The 15,876-nt window shown below is 65.3% G+C and carries 16 protein-coding genes; 1 reads left to right on the top strand and 15 read right to left on the bottom strand.

Going from position 1 to position 15,876, the window contains the following annotated elements; all coding sequences use genetic code 11:
* Nucleotides 1-16: 16 nt before the first annotated feature.
* From AC1DZQ_RS18985 to AC1DZQ_RS18945, 9 genes are all read right to left on the bottom strand, one after another.
* Nucleotides 17-910 (bottom strand): F0F1 ATP synthase subunit gamma, encoded by an 894-nt coding sequence (locus AC1DZQ_RS18985; RefSeq protein ID WP_229995283.1) that lies wholly within the window; start codon nt 908-910, stop codon nt 17-19.
* Between the two features lie 76 nt (nt 911-986).
* Complete coding sequence (atpA, locus tag AC1DZQ_RS18980) at nt 987-2,624, bottom strand: F0F1 ATP synthase subunit alpha (RefSeq protein WP_277523579.1); 1,638 nt, start codon at nt 2,622-2,624, stop codon at nt 987-989.
* Nucleotides 2,625-2,711: 87 nt separating this feature from the next.
* Entirely contained in the window at nt 2,712-3,536 is an 825-nt protein-coding gene (locus AC1DZQ_RS18975; RefSeq protein WP_476964954.1) for a F0F1 ATP synthase subunit delta, read from the bottom strand.
* Nucleotides 3,536-4,087 carry a F0F1 ATP synthase subunit B gene (locus AC1DZQ_RS18970; RefSeq protein ID WP_476964953.1) on the bottom strand — a complete coding sequence of 184 codons (552 nt, stop codon included), beginning with the start codon at nt 4,085-4,087 and terminating at the stop codon, nt 3,536-3,538. The genes AC1DZQ_RS18975 and AC1DZQ_RS18970 overlap by 1 nt, the downstream gene beginning before the upstream one ends.
* 48 nt (nt 4,088-4,135) lie before the next feature.
* Entirely contained in the window at nt 4,136-4,354 is a 219-nt protein-coding gene (gene atpE / locus AC1DZQ_RS18965; protein ID WP_091559519.1) for an ATP synthase F0 subunit C, read from the bottom strand.
* 110 nt (nt 4,355-4,464) lie between these two features.
* A complete protein-coding gene (atpB, locus tag AC1DZQ_RS18960) occupies nt 4,465-5,265 on the bottom strand; it encodes a F0F1 ATP synthase subunit A (protein WP_476964952.1) in 801 nt (266 codons plus the stop codon).
* A 91-nt stretch (nt 5,266-5,356) separates the two neighbouring features.
* Nucleotides 5,357-5,707: a hypothetical protein gene (locus AC1DZQ_RS18955; protein WP_476964951.1), complete on the bottom strand. Its 351-nt coding sequence runs from the start codon at nt 5,705-5,707 to the stop codon at nt 5,357-5,359.
* Nucleotides 5,700-6,185: a hypothetical protein gene (locus tag AC1DZQ_RS18950; RefSeq protein WP_476964950.1), complete on the bottom strand. Its 486-nt coding sequence runs from the start codon at nt 6,183-6,185 to the stop codon at nt 5,700-5,702. Before AC1DZQ_RS18950 ends, AC1DZQ_RS18955 begins: the two co-directional genes overlap by 8 nt.
* A gap of 107 nt (nt 6,186-6,292) precedes the next feature.
* Entirely contained in the window at nt 6,293-7,417 is a 1,125-nt protein-coding gene (locus AC1DZQ_RS18945) for an MraY family glycosyltransferase (RefSeq protein ID WP_476964949.1), read from the bottom strand.
* Nucleotides 7,418-7,713: 296 nt separating this feature from the next.
* Between AC1DZQ_RS18945 and AC1DZQ_RS18940 the strand changes: the two genes are divergently transcribed.
* Complete coding sequence (locus AC1DZQ_RS18940; protein ID WP_476964948.1) at nt 7,714-8,610, top strand: glycosyltransferase; 897 nt, start codon at nt 7,714-7,716, stop codon at nt 8,608-8,610.
* Nucleotides 8,611-8,631: 21 nt separating this feature from the next.
* Here AC1DZQ_RS18940 and AC1DZQ_RS18935 read toward each other — a convergent pair whose 3' ends face one another.
* The 6 genes from AC1DZQ_RS18935 to thrB all read right to left on the bottom strand — a co-directional run bounded on the left by AC1DZQ_RS18935 (nt 8,632) and on the right by thrB (nt 15,876).
* The gene (locus AC1DZQ_RS18935) at nt 8,632-9,399 is read right to left on the bottom strand and encodes a WecB/TagA/CpsF family glycosyltransferase (RefSeq protein ID WP_476964947.1); all 768 of its coding nucleotides are present in this window, start codon (nt 9,397-9,399) and stop codon (nt 8,632-8,634) included.
* Nucleotides 9,396-10,208 carry an L-threonylcarbamoyladenylate synthase gene (locus AC1DZQ_RS18930; protein ID WP_476964946.1) on the bottom strand — a complete coding sequence of 271 codons (813 nt, stop codon included), beginning with the start codon at nt 10,206-10,208 and terminating at the stop codon, nt 9,396-9,398. The genes AC1DZQ_RS18935 and AC1DZQ_RS18930 overlap by 4 nt, the downstream gene beginning before the upstream one ends.
* 15 nt (nt 10,209-10,223) lie before the next feature.
* Entirely contained in the window at nt 10,224-11,111 is an 888-nt protein-coding gene (gene prmC, locus AC1DZQ_RS18925) for a peptide chain release factor N(5)-glutamine methyltransferase (protein WP_476964945.1), read from the bottom strand.
* A 16-nt stretch (nt 11,112-11,127) separates the two neighbouring features.
* Nucleotides 11,128-12,201 (bottom strand): peptide chain release factor 1, encoded by a 1,074-nt coding sequence (prfA, locus tag AC1DZQ_RS18920; RefSeq protein WP_026539626.1) that lies wholly within the window; start codon nt 12,199-12,201, stop codon nt 11,128-11,130.
* Nucleotides 12,202-12,391: 190 nt separating this feature from the next.
* Nucleotides 12,392-14,569 carry a transcription termination factor Rho gene (gene rho, locus AC1DZQ_RS18915; protein ID WP_476964944.1) on the bottom strand — a complete coding sequence of 726 codons (2,178 nt, stop codon included), beginning with the start codon at nt 14,567-14,569 and terminating at the stop codon, nt 12,392-12,394.
* A gap of 320 nt (nt 14,570-14,889) precedes the next feature.
* Nucleotides 14,890-15,876 carry a homoserine kinase gene (gene thrB, locus AC1DZQ_RS18910; protein ID WP_476964943.1) on the bottom strand — a complete coding sequence of 329 codons (987 nt, stop codon included), beginning with the start codon at nt 15,874-15,876 and terminating at the stop codon, nt 14,890-14,892.

The following is a 15,876-nucleotide window of genomic DNA, read 5'->3' as shown; positions in this document are numbered from 1 at the left end:
TCCGGGCTCGTGCTGGCTAGGACGCGGACAACGCGTCGGCACCGGCAACGATTTCGGAAAGCTCCTGCGTAATTTCAGCCTGGCGGGCAGTGTTGCGCAGACGCGTGTACTTCTTGATGAGGTCCGTCGCGTTGTCGCCGGCGGACTTCATCGCGCGCTGGCGGGCTGCGAGCTCGGAAGCTGCTGCCTGCAACATGGCGGCGAAGATACGTGATTCGATGTAGCGCGGCAGCAGGGCATCGAGAACCTGCTCCGTTTCCGGCTCGAATTCGTAGAGGGGAAGCAGGTCCGATTCGGACGCGGCTTTCTCTTCGACAACCTCGAGCGGCAGCAGACGGACGACCGTCGGCTCCTGGGTCACCATCGACTTGAAGCGGGTGTAGACGACGTGGATTTCGTCGACGCCGCCCTCTTCGTAGGCGGTAGCGAAATCAGCCAGCAGTGCTTCGCTGACTTCCCGCGCGGTCGCGAACTCCGGTGCATCCGTGTTGCCGGTCCATACGCGGGCGTATTCACGGTTCCGGAAGTCGAAGTACGCCTGCGCCTTGCGGCCGACCAGGAACGTCTTGACTTCCTTGCCTTCCGCGTGGAGCAGCTCGTTGAGGCCTTCGGCCTGCTTGAGGATGCTCGCCGAGTAAGACCCTGCGAGGCCACGGTCCGAGGTGATGACCAGGACGGCGGCCCGGCGAATCTGCGCCGGCTCGGTGACCAGCGGGTGGTCGATTTCGCTCTGGCTTGCGACAGCAGAAACGGCACGCGTGATCGCGTTCGCGTAAGGCAGTGAAGCTGCTACGCGTGCGCGGGCCTTGCCGATGCGCGAGGTAGCGATCAGTTCCATCGCCTTGAAGATCTTGCGCATCGACGTCGTCGAGCTGATCTTCTGGCGGTAGACCCGGATCTGGGCTCCCATACTTATCCTTTCCTAAGATCCCGGTGGCCGGGACTGCCGGAACCCGTGCGGGTCCCGGCAGTCCCTGCCAGCGAAACTAGCGCTTCTGCTTGACGATTTTTTCCTGGTCGACCTGGTCCTCGCCGATGGGGGCGTGCTCCTCGTGCCCCGCACCGACCAGGAGGTTGTCTCCCTCGCCGAAGAAGCCCTTCTTGAAGTCCACGATCGCGGTCTTCAGTGCTTCAGCGGTGTCATCGTCCATGACGTTGGTCTGGGCCAGCGTCGTCAGGATGGAGGACTTGTGCTTGAGGTGCTCCAGGAACTCGGTCTCGAAGCGGTTGATGTCTTCAACCGGAACCTCGTCGAGGTGGCCGTTGGTGCCGGCCCAGATGGAGACAACCTGGTTCTCGATCGGGAACGGCGAGTACTGGCCCTGCTTGAGCAGTTCCATCAGGCGTGCACCACGGGTCAGCTGCTGGCGCGATGCGGCGTCGAGGTCCGAGGCAAACATGGCGAAGGCCTGCATGTCGCGGTACTGGGCCAGTTCCAGCTTCAAGGTACCGGAGACCTTCTTCATGGACTTGACCTGGGCGGCGCCACCAACACGGGAGACGGACACACCGACGTCGACAGCGGGGCGCTGGTTGGCGTTGAAGAGGTCCGACTGCAGGAAGATCTGGCCATCGGTGATGGAGATCACGTTGGTCGGGATGTAGGCAGAAACGTCGTTCGCCTTGGTCTCGATCAGCGGCAGGCCGGTCATCGAGCCTGCACCGAGCTCGTCGGAGAGCTTGGCACAACGCTCCAGCAGACGGGAGTGCAAGTAGAAGACGTCGCCCGGGTAGGCTTCGCGTCCCGGCGGGCGGCGGAGCAGCAGCGACACTGCACGGTAGGCCTCGGCCTGCTTGGACAGGTCATCGAACACGATGAGGACGTGCTTGCCGCCGTACATCCAGTGCTGGCCGATGGCCGAGCCGGCGTACGGTGCCAGGTACTTGAAACCTGCGGGGTCGGACGCCGGGGAAGCCACGATCGTGGTGTATTCCAGGGCGCCGTTGTCCTCAAGGGTCTGGCGAACTGCAGCGATCGTGGATGCCTTCTGGCCGATGGCTACATAGATGCAGCGCACCTGCTTCGTCACGTCGCCGGAAGCCCAGTTGGCCTTCTGGTTGATGATCGTGTCGATGGCAATGGCGGACTTGCCGGTCTGGCGGTCACCGATGATCAGCTGGCGCTGGCCTCGGCCGATCGGGATCATGGCGTCGATGGCCTTGAGTCCGGTCTGCATCGGCTCGTGGACCGACTTACGCTGGGTCACGCCGGGTGCCTGGAGTTCCAGGGCACGGGTGGTCTCGGCCTTGATCTCGCCGAGGTCATCGATGGGCTGGCCCAGCGGGTCAACCACGCGGCCGAGGAAGGCATCGCCAACCGGCACGGACAGAACCTGCCCGGTGCGGTGGACTTCCTGGCCTTCTTCGATTCCGGTGAAGTCACCGAGGATGATGACGCCGATCTCGCGGACGTCGAGGTTCTGGGCCAGGCCCAGCGTGCCGTCTTCGAAGCGAAGCAGCTCGTTCGCCATGACCGAGGGAAGGCCCTCAACACGGGCGATGCCGTCACCTGCGGTTGTTACACGGCCGACCTCTACGCGCTCTGCGTTTCCGGGTTCGTAGGACGCCGCGAACTCGTTCAACGCATTACGGACGTCGTCGGCGTTGATGGTCAATTCGGCCATCTGCAGTCCCTGCTCTCCTGTTTTCGTGATCATCGTTGCTCACGATGACCGGGGTTTCTTGTCGTTAGGTTGTGCTTGTCCGGCTGGCTAGGCAATCTGACGCTGGAGCTGGCCCAGGCGGGCAGCGACCGAAGCGTCAACCACTTCGTCACCTACCTGGATCCGGATGCCACCGATCAGTGCCGGGTCAACGTTCAGGTTCATCTTGAGCTCGCGCCCATAAAGGGCGTTGAGCCCCGCCTGCAGGCGGCTGGTCTGGGTCGCCGTCAGCGGACGGGTGACGCTGACCGTTGCAATCCAGCGCTGCTGGCGCTTGGCGGCAAGCTCGGCGAAACGGCGAACCAGCCTGGTGACCTTGAGCCCGCGCGGAGCCGTGACGGCCTGTCCGATCAGGACCTTCGCTTCCTCGCTCGCACCAGGTACGAGCCTCTCGGCGAGGGTCACCTTTGCGGCCGGGCTGGCCTGCGGCTCGGACAGAGCACGCTGGACCTCGTGGCTGGACTCAACGGACTGGTTGAAGGAGAACAGATCGTTCTCCAGGGCTTCCAGTCCGGTGAGCCCGGAGGCAGAGACTGCCGACTTGTTCTCGGCAACAGCGATGACCACCGAAGCGGCAAGAGTCTCGAGTGCATCGCCGATATCCCGTGCGGATGCCCAGCGGGAGCTGGCCAGTCCGGCAGCGATCTGAACAGCGTCAGCGGAAACTTTCCCGCCGAAGAGCTGCTTGACCAGCGCCGACTTTTCGTCACCGCTGCGGGACGGGTCGGTCAGGGCGCGGCGCAAGCCGGCCGAGCTGTCGACCGTGCCCAGGATTCCGAAGAGTTCCTTGGCCAACTGCAGCGACGCGGAGGGAAGCTTGGCTTCCAGTGCCGCCAGCGCAGCGGCCAGCGATTCGCTCGATACACCTGCCATTACTTAGCTACACCCGCGTTCTGGTTCTCCAGATCTGCCAGGAAGCGGTCCACCACTCGGGCCGACCGTGCATCGTCGCTCAGTGCCTCGCCGACGATGCGGCTCGCCAGCGTCGTGGCCAGCGTGCCGACCTCCGCGCGCAGCGACACAACGGCCGCCTGGCGCTCGGACTCGATCTGCGCGTGGGCCTGTGCGGTGATGCGGGCAGACTCGGCGCCCGCCTTCTCCTTCAGCTCTGCAAGGATCTGGGCACCTTCGGCGCGTGCTTCCTCGCGGATGCGGTTGGCTTCGGTGCGGGCTTCCGTGAGCTGCGCCTTGTACTCTTCGAGTGCTGCGGAGGCCTCGGCCTGGGCCTTTTCGGCCTTGGCGATACCGCCCTCGATGGCTTCGGCCCGCTCTGCGAAGGTCTTCTCGAACATCGGGACAACGTACTTGACCACGATGAACAGGAGGAGAGCAAAGCCGGCGAAGACGACAAGCATTTCCCAAGGATTGGGAACGAGGGGGTTAGTACCGCCTTCGGTGGCGGCTGAGATGATCGCTTGATTCATATTTCACCCGTCCTTATCTACTCGGTTCTGGATGTTCGGTTGTTCTGTTTACTTGAGAACGAACGCGAAGACCAGGCCAAGGATGGCGAGGGCTTCAGTAAGCGCGAGGCCGAGGAATGCGATCGGCTGCAGGACGCGCTGGGCTTCCGGCTGACGTGCCACACCGTTGATGTAAGCGGCGAACACGAGACCCACACCGATACCACCGCCGATGGCGGAGAGGCCGTAGCCGACGAGGTTGATGGAGCCGTTGATGGAGCCTTCCATTTTTCTTCCTTTCAAGATGCCACCCATGTGGCAGGTTGTTTGGGTTGCTTCATCCCCGTGAGGGGAAGACTATGTTGTGCCGACTGGCGTGGTGCCTGAAGGCTTTGCGCCTAGTGGCTGTCGGCGTGCAGCGCGCCTTCGATGTAGATCGCGGTCAGCAGCGTGAAGACGTAGGCCTGCAGCACCATGATCAGCGCTTCGAGCATGTACATGGCGATCGCACCGCCAAGGACGAGTACGGACGCGCCCTTGAGGAGGACGTTTTCCTGCATAACCAGGAATTCGATGCCCGCACCGGAGATCATGATGATCAAGTGGCCGGCCAGCATGGTGGCGAACAGACGGAGGCTGTGCGTGACCGGGCGGACCAGGAAGTTGGAGATGATCTCGATCGGAACGACGATCGGAAGAATGTAGAACGGCACGCCAGAGGGAACCGTTGCCAGCTTGAAGTACTTCAGGCCGCTCTTCCTGACGCCGACGGCGATCCAGGTGATGTACACGATCGCGGCGAGCACGTAGGCCCCGCCGACGTGCGAGAAGGTCGGAAGCTGGATCAGCGGGATTGCACCGTAGATGTTGTTCACGAGGATGAAGAAGAAAAGCGTGAACAGCAGCGGGACATACTTCATGAAGTCCCGGCCGCCGATAATGTCCTTGGCGATGCTGTTGCGGACGAAGCTATAGGCGGCCTCGCCTGCGAACTGCAGCTTGCCGGGAACGAGCTGCTGCTTTCGCGCAGCGATCACAAAGAATGTACCGATAATGACAACCGACAGGATTACCAGCAGCATCTGCTTGGAAAATCCTTCGGCAGCACCCCAGGGGATGATAGCCGGCAGGTGAAGTTCTTCAATTCCAGGAGGCGTGAAGGTTCCTGAATCTTGGGCCGGGAGCGCAAGCGCGATCAACGCGTTTCCTCTCTGCAGTGTCCATCATTGGGCGTTGGGCGGGGACCGGCGACATAGGTGCCCGCCTCTCCCCCTGTGAAATTATTTGGCATTACTGTTCCTCGTCCTGGGACGGGCCACGTGCAGCATCGCCGTCATCAGCTGAAGTTCTGTTACTGGTGAGGCCGTGCATATGAGAAAGATAGAACCCTCCCGCAGCTCCAAGCAGAGCGCCTGCGAGCACAATCCAGCGGGTTCCCCACAGATTATCCAGTCCCCACCCTATCAAACTCCAGACGATGATTCCGCCAACAATGTAGCTGAAGACGGCGATTCCGGCGTTGTATCCGCCGTCGCTGCCATCCGTCGATACACCGGGGGCGCCGCCCGTAGTTTTAGGGGATTTGGCTGGCTTGTTATTTGGTCCGGCAAGGGGCCTGCGGCCAGTTTTGCGGCTAAACATCGGTGCCGCCTTTTCGGGTTTCGGGATCGTTGTAAATCTGGAGCCTGGCCTTGCTGAAGCCGTAAATTTCGGCTGCCTGCCAGGACACCACGGTGACGACGGCGCCGATCAGGAACCAGCGGCCGTGCAGCCAGGCCGGAGCGCCAATGACGAAGAGGACAACGGCGAAGCCGACAACCTTGACGAAGTACGTCGCGACGAACAGTCCGATCGCTCCGGAGGGGTTGTTGCGGCCGACGAAGTGGCCCACCGCGAGGCTGATGGCAAAGAACGCCATCACCAGCGCTCCCCCGAAGAGGGCGGACCAAAACCCCACGGCGCCGTTGAAGACGAAGGCTGCTATGCCGGTCAGCACGAGGGCTGCGGCGGAGGCGGCGGAGCTCATTGCCAGCAGCCTGAGCCACAGGGATTTGGTGGGGCCGGAGACGCCAACGGGTCCGTTGCCGGAAGCGGGTTCCGGTTCGGCGTTGGAGGTCATGAGATCCCAATCGTCGCTGGCGTATTGCTGGTCAAGGTGGGCGGCGAAGTACCGCCCCTGAATTCTACATTAGATAGAAATTATTCGGTAAAGCGCGTCAGGGCAGGCTATTCGGGGGTGCGGGCCATCTGTCGCGGCCCCCGCTGGCGCAGGTACGGCCAGGCTGTCACCACGGCCATGATTGCGGCAGCGGCCAGATCGACGGCGAGGACTATGTGCCAGGGGAAGATCGCGAATGCGAGGCCGCCGAAGGCCAGGATGCAGGTCCACAGGTACATCAGCACTACGGCGCCGCGGTGCGAGTACCCGATGTCCAGGAGTTTGTGGTGCAGGTGCCCGCGGTCCGCCGACCACGGCGATCGGCCCAGCGCGGTGCGCCGCACCACCGCCAGGCCCAGGTCCAGCAGCGGCAGGAACAGCACCGCGAACGGCAGCAGGATGGGGATGATGGTCGGAATGCCGTTGGCCCGGTCGTAGAGGCCGGAGCTGATCTGGCCGGTGGAGACGACGCCGGCCGAGGCCAGCAGCAGGCCGATCAGCATGGCACCGGAATCGCCCATGAAGATCTTGGACGGAAACCAGTTGTGCGGCAGGAATCCGACGCAGCTGCCGACCACGATGGCGGTCAGGAGGGTGGCGAGGTCGGAGCGGTCCAGCAGGACGGCAGTCCGGTGCACCCAGTACGCCGTGAGGAAGAACGCCGCCCCGCCAATGATCGCCACACCCGCGGCGAGGCCGTCCAGTCCGTCGATGAAATTGAACGCATTCATGGTGGTCACGATCAGCCCGGCCGTCAGCACGATGCTCACGGCCTCGTTCTGAATCACGATCGGCTCGGGGATGAACGGGATGACCGTCATCCGGACTCCCCAGGTGGCCACGACCAGTGCCGCGGCGCTTTGGCCGATCAGCTTGACCCACCACCGAAGATCCAGCAGGTCGTCCGCCACGCCGACCAGCACGATCACGGTGGCCCCGGCCAGGATTCCCCATGGCGCCGTGTTGTTCCGGAAGATGTCCTTGACGAAGAACGAATTGCTCGCCGTGACCAGGGCAACCAGCACGCCGGCGAAGATGCCCAGGCCGCCGAGCCGGGAGATCGGGGTGGAATGCATGTCGCGGCTGCGGATCGGGGAATACAGCTCCAGCTTGTTGCCCGCCAGCCGGGCCCCCCAAGTCGCCGCGTAGGTCACGATCGCTGCCGTCAGCATCATGAGCAGGTACATGATCACGGGAAGACCACCAACCAGGTACCGTCAGCGCAGGCAACACACGCCGGCACGTCCCGCAGCACCGGACGCGCCGGTGAGCTGCGGAAATGGGGTGGATTCAATTGCCGTGGAACTGTCTTTCGAAAAATGAAACTTCTCCGTCGCCGTGCGCAGGGCAGGCAGTGCGTAGTGCCTGACAGGGCTGTATTACAGTGGACTCTAGTCAAGATACTAATGCCAACGGCCACCTGTCTTCGCGTCACACGGCCCTCTGCCGGCGGGAAAACCACTGACGGTCGTGCTGAAAGGACCCCGCGATGACCCCCTCGGTTGCAGTCGCTGCCGTGACGTTTGACCGTCCCAGGGAGCTGGCGGTCCTGATGGACGCCATCAACAACCAGACCGCTTCAGTGCAGTCCATTTGCCTCGTCGACAGTGGCACCGTGCCTTCGAAGGATGTTGCCGGCCGGCACGCCAACGTGGACTATGTCCGGTCCGAGGCAAACCTTGGCGGCGCCGGCGGATTCTCGTTGGCCATCCTCAAGGCCGTGGCCAGCGGGGCTGACTGGATCTGGATGATGGACGACGACGCCGAGCCGGCAGATCCCAACTGCCTTGCGACGCTGCTCCGGGAGGCGCAGGAACGTGACCTGGACGCCGTCGTGCCCCTCGTGGTGGCCCCCGGCCACCCGGACCAGCTGTCCTTTTTCTTCCGGCTGGGCGGCAAGGTCACGCATGAGCGCGCGGAGGTGGAAAAGGTCGGCTTCCTGCCGGATGACGGGCACTTCTTCAATGGCGCCCTGATCCGTTCCGATGTCTTCTTCAAAGTCGGCCTGCCGGACATGCGCCTTTTCATCCGCGGCGACGAAGTGGATTTCACGCTCAGGCTCAGGAAGGCCGGGATCCGCTTCGGCACGGTGACCACCGCCGCCATCACGCACCCGCACGCCTTCTCTGAAACCAAGCACGTCTTCGGTGCGCGGTGGCACGTGATCGTTCCGGATTCCGCCTTCAAGCGCTATTTCTATTACCGGAACCGCGGGTACATGATCCGCCGCCATTTCCGGGTCAAGTCCTTCATCGCGGATGTGGGCGGCTACCTCGGCTACTTCCTGCGCAGCGGCGACTTCCGCGGGCTCGCTGACTGGTTCCGGGCCTTTTCCGCCGGGCTCCGCGGCAAGGGCTTCGGCCCGCTGGAGGACCAGAAGTTCTAACCGTGCTCCCCCGCCGGCAGCCTAGGGCTGTCGGCGCAGGCGCCGGCGGAGCAGCAGGCCCAGCAGCACCCAGGGCTCGCCGAACACCCGGTAGGCCACCCGCTGCGGGTGGAGCATGAGCCGCCAGGCCCACTCGAGCCCGAGCCGGCCGATCCAGCGCGGCGCCAGTTTCTGCACACCGGCAATCTGTTCGATGGCGCCGCCGACGGCGCAGTAGACCGCCTCCGGGAGCGCGGCAAGCCGGCGGGCCAGGACCTGTTCCTGCAGAGGCATCCCGAGGCCCAGCAGCACAAGCTGCGGGCGCAGCCGGTTCAGCCATTCGACCGCGGTGTCCTCAACGTCGTTGTTCCAGCCTTCGCCGGGCATGCCGTCGACCCGCGCCCCGGGGACGATCTCACGCAGCTTGGCCACGGCGCCGGCGTTGGCCACGGCGCCTGCGCCGATGACCGCAATGCGCTCCAGGCCCGCGACGTTGCCGAGCGCAGGAATCCAGTCCGTCGACCCCAGCCGGTAGTCCATCACCGGTTCCCGGCCGTCGTCCTCTTCGCCCGTCTTCGCCCAGAGCCAGAGCACCGGTGCGCCGTCGATCAGGACCACGTCGCTGTGCTCGTAAAAAGAGCGGAAGGCAGGATCGGAGTGCAGCAGTGTGACGCTGTGCAGGTTGTGCCCCACCACGATCCGGGTCCGGCCCTCGGCCATGAAGGTGCTGAGGACCGCGGTCAGCTCGGACACCGTCACAGGGGTCGCTTCGACGTCGAGGAAAGGGACGCGCTGGCGCTCCAGCGTCATGCGGAACCGGGCTCCGGCGCAGCGTCGCTCGCCGCGTCGGTCTCGGTCACAGCGGTCTCGGTCACAGCGGTCTCGGTCACAGCGGTCTCGGTCATAGCGTCGCCTTCAGAGGCGGCGGGCTCAACAGCGTCCACAGCTTCGGGGGCGTTGCCGTCGACGTCCAGGAGGCCGGGAACCACGCCGCGCAGGCGTTCGAGGCTGATCGCTCCCTGCCGGACGACGCGCAACGGCAGCGCCGTCGCGTCGACAATGGTTGAGGCGAGGGCCTCGGCGCCCTCGGCGGGCCGGGGTCCGCCCTCAAGGTAGACCTCCACGGATTCCGCCAGCTGGGCCTCGGCGTCCGCGGCGGTCTGCGCCGCTGCGTGCCCGGTGCGGTTCGCGGAGGACACTGCGAGGGGCCCGGTGAGCGTCAGCAGGTCCTGGGCGATCTCATCGGCCGGGATCCGCAGGGCGACAGTGCCCTTGGTCTCGCCGAGATCCCAGTCCAGGGACGGCTGGGCATGCAGGATCAGGGTCAGGCCGCCGGGCCAGAACGCCTCGGCCAGCCGCCGCGCCTCGGCCGGAACGTCCGTGGCCAGGCCATCGAGGGCGTTCAGCCTGGGGATCAGCACGGGCGGCGGCATCTTCCGGCTGCGGCCCTTGGACGCGAGCAACAGGGTCACGGCGAGGGGTGAAAAGGCGTCGGCGGCAATGCCGTAGACCGTATCCGTGGGGAAGACCACGCACTTGTTCTCCCGGATGGCCCGTTGGGCGTGTTCAAGTCCCGCGGCGCGCTGCTCAGCTGCCGTGCAATCGTAGCTAGTCGTCACTGGCCTATTCTTTCATCACTTGTCACACGGTTTTTTCGCCGGTGTCAGGACAGCGCTGGTGGCACGGTCCTTGCCGTTGAGGTCGCGGTGCGTTGTTACCTCGGCGAACACGCCGGCGCGGTTCAGCATTGCGGCGATCCATTCCGACTGGACCTCGGCGTGCTCCATCACGAAGTAGCCGCCGGGGACAAGCAGGCGGGCAGCTGAGGCAGCCGCCGCCGTCGGAAGTTCCATCCCGTCCGCTCCCCCGCCGTAGAGCGCCTCGGGCGGGTCGTGCAGCGCCACTTCGGGTTCGTTCGGGATCGCTTCGGCGGGAATGTAGGGCGGGTTGGAGACGACGACGTCGAACGTGCCGTTGTGTTCGCCCAGCGCGTCTCGCAGGTCGCCGCGGATGAGGTGGACGCCTAGGGGAGCCAAGTTTTTCGCCGCCCACGCGTGCGCGAATTCGCTGTACTCCACTGCGTGGACTTCCGCGCCGGGAACCTCGTGTGCGATCGATCCCGCGATCGCACCGGATCCGGTGCCCAGGTCCACCACTTTGGGGTGCGCCAGGCCGTCCTTGCCCTTGAGCCAGTCCAGCACCAGCTGCACCACGGATTCGGTTTCCGGCCGGGGGATGAACACTCCGGGACCGACGGCGAGCTCGAGGTAGCGGAAGTGCGCCACGCCCGTGATGTGCTGCAGCGGAATCCGCTGCGCCCGCTCGGCGACGAGGTCTGCGTAACCCTCCGGCGCCGGCGAGTCGCCGAGCATCAGCGCGCGCAGCCGGCCGAGCCCGACGCCGAGCAGGTGCTCGGCCAGGAGCTCGGCGTCCACGCGCGGGCTGGGCACGCCGGCGGCCGCGAGAACCGCCGTCGCCTCGCTGACGGCCTCCGCGAGGCTCGGACCATCACCTGCTGTCATCACGAGTAACCGGCGCCTATTCGCCGATGGCGTCGAGCCGGGACTGCTCGTCCAATTCGATGGCCGATTGGATTACCGGTTCCAGGTCGCCGTTCATGACCTGGTCCAGGTTGTAGGCCTTGTAACCGGTGCGGTGGTCCGCGATCCGGTTTTCCGGGTAGTTATAGGTGCGGATGCGCTCGGAGCGGTCCATGGTGCGGATCTGCGACTTGCGCTGCGCCGAGTTTTCGGCGTCGATCAGCTCCTGCTGGTGTGCCAGGATGCGGGCCCGCAGCACGCGCATGCCGGCCTCACGGTTCTGCAGCTGCGACTTCTCGTTCTGCATGGCGACGACGATTCCCGTAGGAAGGTGGGTGATGCGCACAGCGGAGTCGGTGGTGTTGACGGACTGCCCGCCGGGACCCGAGGAGCGGTAGACGTCGATCTTGAGATCGTTCTGGTTGATCTCGAGTTCCTCGGGCTCGTCCACCTCGGGCAGCACCAGCACGCCGGCGGCCGAGGTGTGGATGCGGCCCTGGGATTCGGTGACGGGGACACGCTGCACGCGGTGCACGCCGCCCTCGAACTTGAGCCGGGCGTACACGCCTTCGGCCGGGTCGTTCGAGCTGCCCTTGACGGCCATCTGGACGTCCTTGTACCCGCCGAGGTCCGATTCCGTGGCGGAGATGATCTCGGTCTTCCAGCCGCGGGATTCCGCGTAACGGCTGTACATCCGCAGCAAATCCGCGGCGAACAGGGCAGCTTCGTCGCCGCCTTCGCCGCCCTTGACCTCGAGGATCACGTTGCGCGAGTCGTCCGGGTCGCGCGGGATCAGCAGCCGGCGCAGCTTGGCCGCCGCCGTCTCCAGCGCGGCCTCCAGCTCGGGCACCTCAGCCGCGAACTCGGGGTCCTCGTCCGCCATTTCCTTGGCAGCCGCCAGGTCGTCGCGGATGCTTTCCCAGCGGTGGTAGGCCTCCACAATGCCGTTCAGCTGGGCAGAACGCCGCCCCAGCTTCCGGGCCAGCCGCTGGTCAGCGTAGACAGCAGGATCCCCCAGCTGGGCCTGGATAGAGTCATGCTCATCCAACAGGCCCTGTACGGACTCAAACATTTTCAAACCTCTTTCGACTTGAAACCAAGTCTAGTTACAACGGGCGGGTCCTTTTAAACCAACAACCGCTCGAGAAATTGGCGGCCAGGGAGTGGCTTCGGGCCTGCCGTAGCCGGGTGGCTCTCGATCGCAGATCGTGAGCCACCCGGCGAAGGGGCGGGGCCGCCAATTTTCGAGCGGTTACGCGACGCTACTTGTCGTTATCGGACTTCGCACCAAGCGTCGTCTTCTGCACCTGCATGAGGAACTCGACGTTGCTCTGGGTCTCCCGGATCTTGTTGGTCAGCAGCTCAAGGCTCTGCTGCGTTTCGAGTCCGGACAGGACGCGGCGCAGCTTCCACATGATCTTGACTTCCTCGGGGGAAAGCAGGTTTTCCTCACGGCGCGTACCGGACGCGTTGACGTCCACGGCCGGGAAGATGCGCTTGTCCGCCAGCTGGCGGGACAGGCGCAGTTCCATGTTGCCCGTGCCCTTGAACTCTTCGAAGATGACCTCGTCCATCTTGGAACCGGTCTCGACGAGCGCGGTGGCCAGGATGGTCAGCGAGCCGCCGTTTTCGATGTTGCGGGCTGCACCGAAGAAGCGCTTCGGCGGGTACAGCGCGGCGGAGTCGACACCACCGGACAGGATGCGGCCGGAAGCCGGTGCTGCCAGGTTGTAGGCACGGCCCAGGCGGGTCATGGAGTCCAGGAGCACCACAACGTCCATGCCCATTTCCACGAGGCGCTTGGCGCGTTCGATGGAGAGTTCGGCCACGGTGGTGTGGTCGTCGGCGGGACGGTCGAAGGTGGAGGCAATGACCTCGCCCTTGACGGTGCGCTGCATGTCCGTGACTTCTTCAGGGCGTTCGTCAACAAGCACCATCATGAGGTGGACCTCAGGATTGTTGGTGGTGATGGCGTTGGCGATGGACTGCAGGATGAGCGTCTTGCCGGCCTTCGGCGGCGAAACGATCAGACCGCGCTGGCCCTTGCCGATCGGGGCCACGAGGTCGATGACGCGGGGGCCGATCTTCTTCGGGTCCGTCTCGAGGCGCAGGCGCTCGGAGGGGTACAGCGGGACGAGCTTCGCGAATTCGACGCGGTCCTTGAGTTCTTCCGGCGTCTTGCCGTTCACCGAGGTGACGCGGACCAGGGCGTTGAACTTCTGGCGGGCGGACTGCTGGCTGCGGTCCTCGCCTTCGCGCGGTGCACGGATGGCGCCGACGCAGGCGTCGCCCTTGCGCAGATTGTACTTCTTGACCTGGGCGAGCGAGACGTAGACGTCGTTCGGGCCCGGCAGGTAACCGGACGTGCGGATGAACGCATAGTTCTCCAGCACGTCGAGGATACCGGCGACCGGCAGCAGGACATCGTCCTCGGTGACCTCGACGTCGTCGACGTCGGGTCCCTGCTGACGCCCGCGGCGGCGGTCGTTGCGGTCGCGGAAGCGGTCGTTGCGCGAGTTGTCGCGGCTGTCCTGCTGGCCGCCCTGGCGGTCACCGCGGTCGTTGCGGTCACGGCGGTTGCGGCGGTTCCGGCGGCTTCCGCCGTCTGAATCGTCACTGTCGCGAGTGTTATCGCGGGCACTGTCGCGAGTGTTATCGCGGGCAGTGTCGCGGGTGTTCTCGCGGCTGCCGGCGGATTCGTCGCGGCCGCCACGGGTGCGGGTGTCGCGGCGCTGGCCGTCTTCGCTGCCCGACTCGCGCTGTTCACGCTGCTCAGTGCGCTGTTCACGCTGCTCGCGCTGTTCAGTGCGCTGCTCGGCGGCGGGCTGTTCAGCCTGGGCCTCGACGGCGTTCTGGCCGGCGGACTCGGTGGCCTGGGCTGCGGCTTCGCCGCGGCGGCGGTTGCGGGTGCGCGGCTGCCTCGTGCGGTCGCCGGATTCCGTTGCGGAAACGGCAGAACCGGCTTCCGCAGTGGCGGATTCCCGGGCGCCGGAGTCGGTGGAAACCGCGGGGGCTTCAACCGGGGCGGCTGCCGGTGCCTCAGCGGCGGGCGCCGTCACGACGCCGTCGCTGCCTGCACGGCGGCTGCGGCCACGGCGGGCGCGGGGGTTCTCCTGGGCCGGGGCCTCCTCGGCGGCGGGCGCCGTTGCAGGCGCAGCTGCCGGGGCCGCTGCGTGGGAAACAGTGCCGTTGTCGCTCGCCTTCTCGGCAGCGCGGGCCGGAGCCTTGCTTACCGGGGTGCCTGCGCGGTGGGCGGAAATGGCCGTGACCAGATCACCCTTGCGCATGCGGGAACCGCCGGAAATGCCCAGCTGGCTGGCGAGGGCCTGGAGCTGGGCGAGCTTGAGGCCTGCAAGGCCGCTGCTCTTGGCGGGTGCTGCCGTTGATTCGGCAGCAGAAGATGTATCCACAGCCGGAGACAGCTCAGTGGTTTCGGTCACGAAGGATCCTTCCCCCTCGACGGCGTCCAGGCTAAGAGCTGGACGCGGTGATTTGATCTGGGCTGCAGTTCAGATCTGCAGCCGGGATTTCGGCCTTGCCGGATGGAATATCGGCCAGCAGGGCCGGATACTGCTTCACCATGCACGATCCGAGAAATGAGGAACGGCGGGCTGAGTTTCAGGGGGCAGAGCAATTCTGCTGATTCCTGCGTCAGACCGAAAGCAGGTGGCACCGGAAAATATTGCGCAGTGAAAGATGAGAGAGGCTACGTGGCCAACATCGCGGTCTTACAACGGTTACTAATTTACCGCCTGCGTATTTACCGCCGGTGCACTTCCACTTTAGCACCTTCGACGTCCACGGCCAGCTTCATCACGCGCCAGCCCACTTCCGGCGTGTTGCCCGCGGTGTGGGCGCCGATGAAGTCAACAATCTCACGGGCTTCCGCTTCGCCGTTGGCCAGGACCAGCACGGTGGGTCCGGCGCCGGATACGACGGCGGCGTGCCCTGCCCGGCGCRGCGCGCCGATCAGCTCCGCGCTGGGCCGCATGGCCTGGGCGCGGTAGCTCTGGTGCAGGTAGTCCTCGGTGCCGGGCAGCAGGAATTCCGGGTTGGCGGTCAGGGCATGGATCAGCAGCGCGGCGCGGCCGGAGTTCATGGCCGCGGCATGGTGGCCCACCGACGCCGGCAAAAGCGCCCGCGCGGCCTCAGTCGAGAGCTCGTAGTCCGGCACGGCGACAACCGGGATCACCGAGGCGGCCACGGACGCGCACGTGCTGCTGTACTGGTCACTGTCCTGCCATGACAGCGCCAGTCCGCCGAAAATGGCGGGTGCCACGTTGTCCGGGTGGCCTTCCATTTCGCTCGTGAGCTGCAGGATCCAGTCCCGGCCGCGCCGGGAGGCCTCCGGGACCAAGGCATTCGCGGCGCTGACGGCCGCCACCACGGCCGAGGCCGAGGAACCCAGGCCCCGTCCATGCGGGTTGACGTTGTCCGCCGTGATCCGCAGGCCGTCATGCCGGAACCCGAGGCGGTGCAGGGCCTCGGTGAGGGCTTTGACCACGAGGTGCGTCGCATCGCGGGGCAGGGACTCGGCACCCTCGCCACTGAGCTCGAATTCAAGTTCACCGCTGGCCAGGGTTTCCACGGTCAGCGTGTCATGCAGCGAGAGGGCCAGGCCGAGGCTGTCATACCCGGGGCCAAGGTTGGCGCTCGTGGCGGGAACCCGCACGGTGACCAGTTGGCCCGCCGGAACGGCCGGCGAGCCGGCTGCTGATTCGGCCGGGACGGTGAGGGTTGTTTCCAA

This window comes from Arthrobacter sp. P1_C12_2 (genome assembly GCF_056406415.1).
The sequence above is the reverse complement of the archived record's forward strand: the minus strand, read 5'-3'. Positions and strand labels throughout refer to the sequence as shown.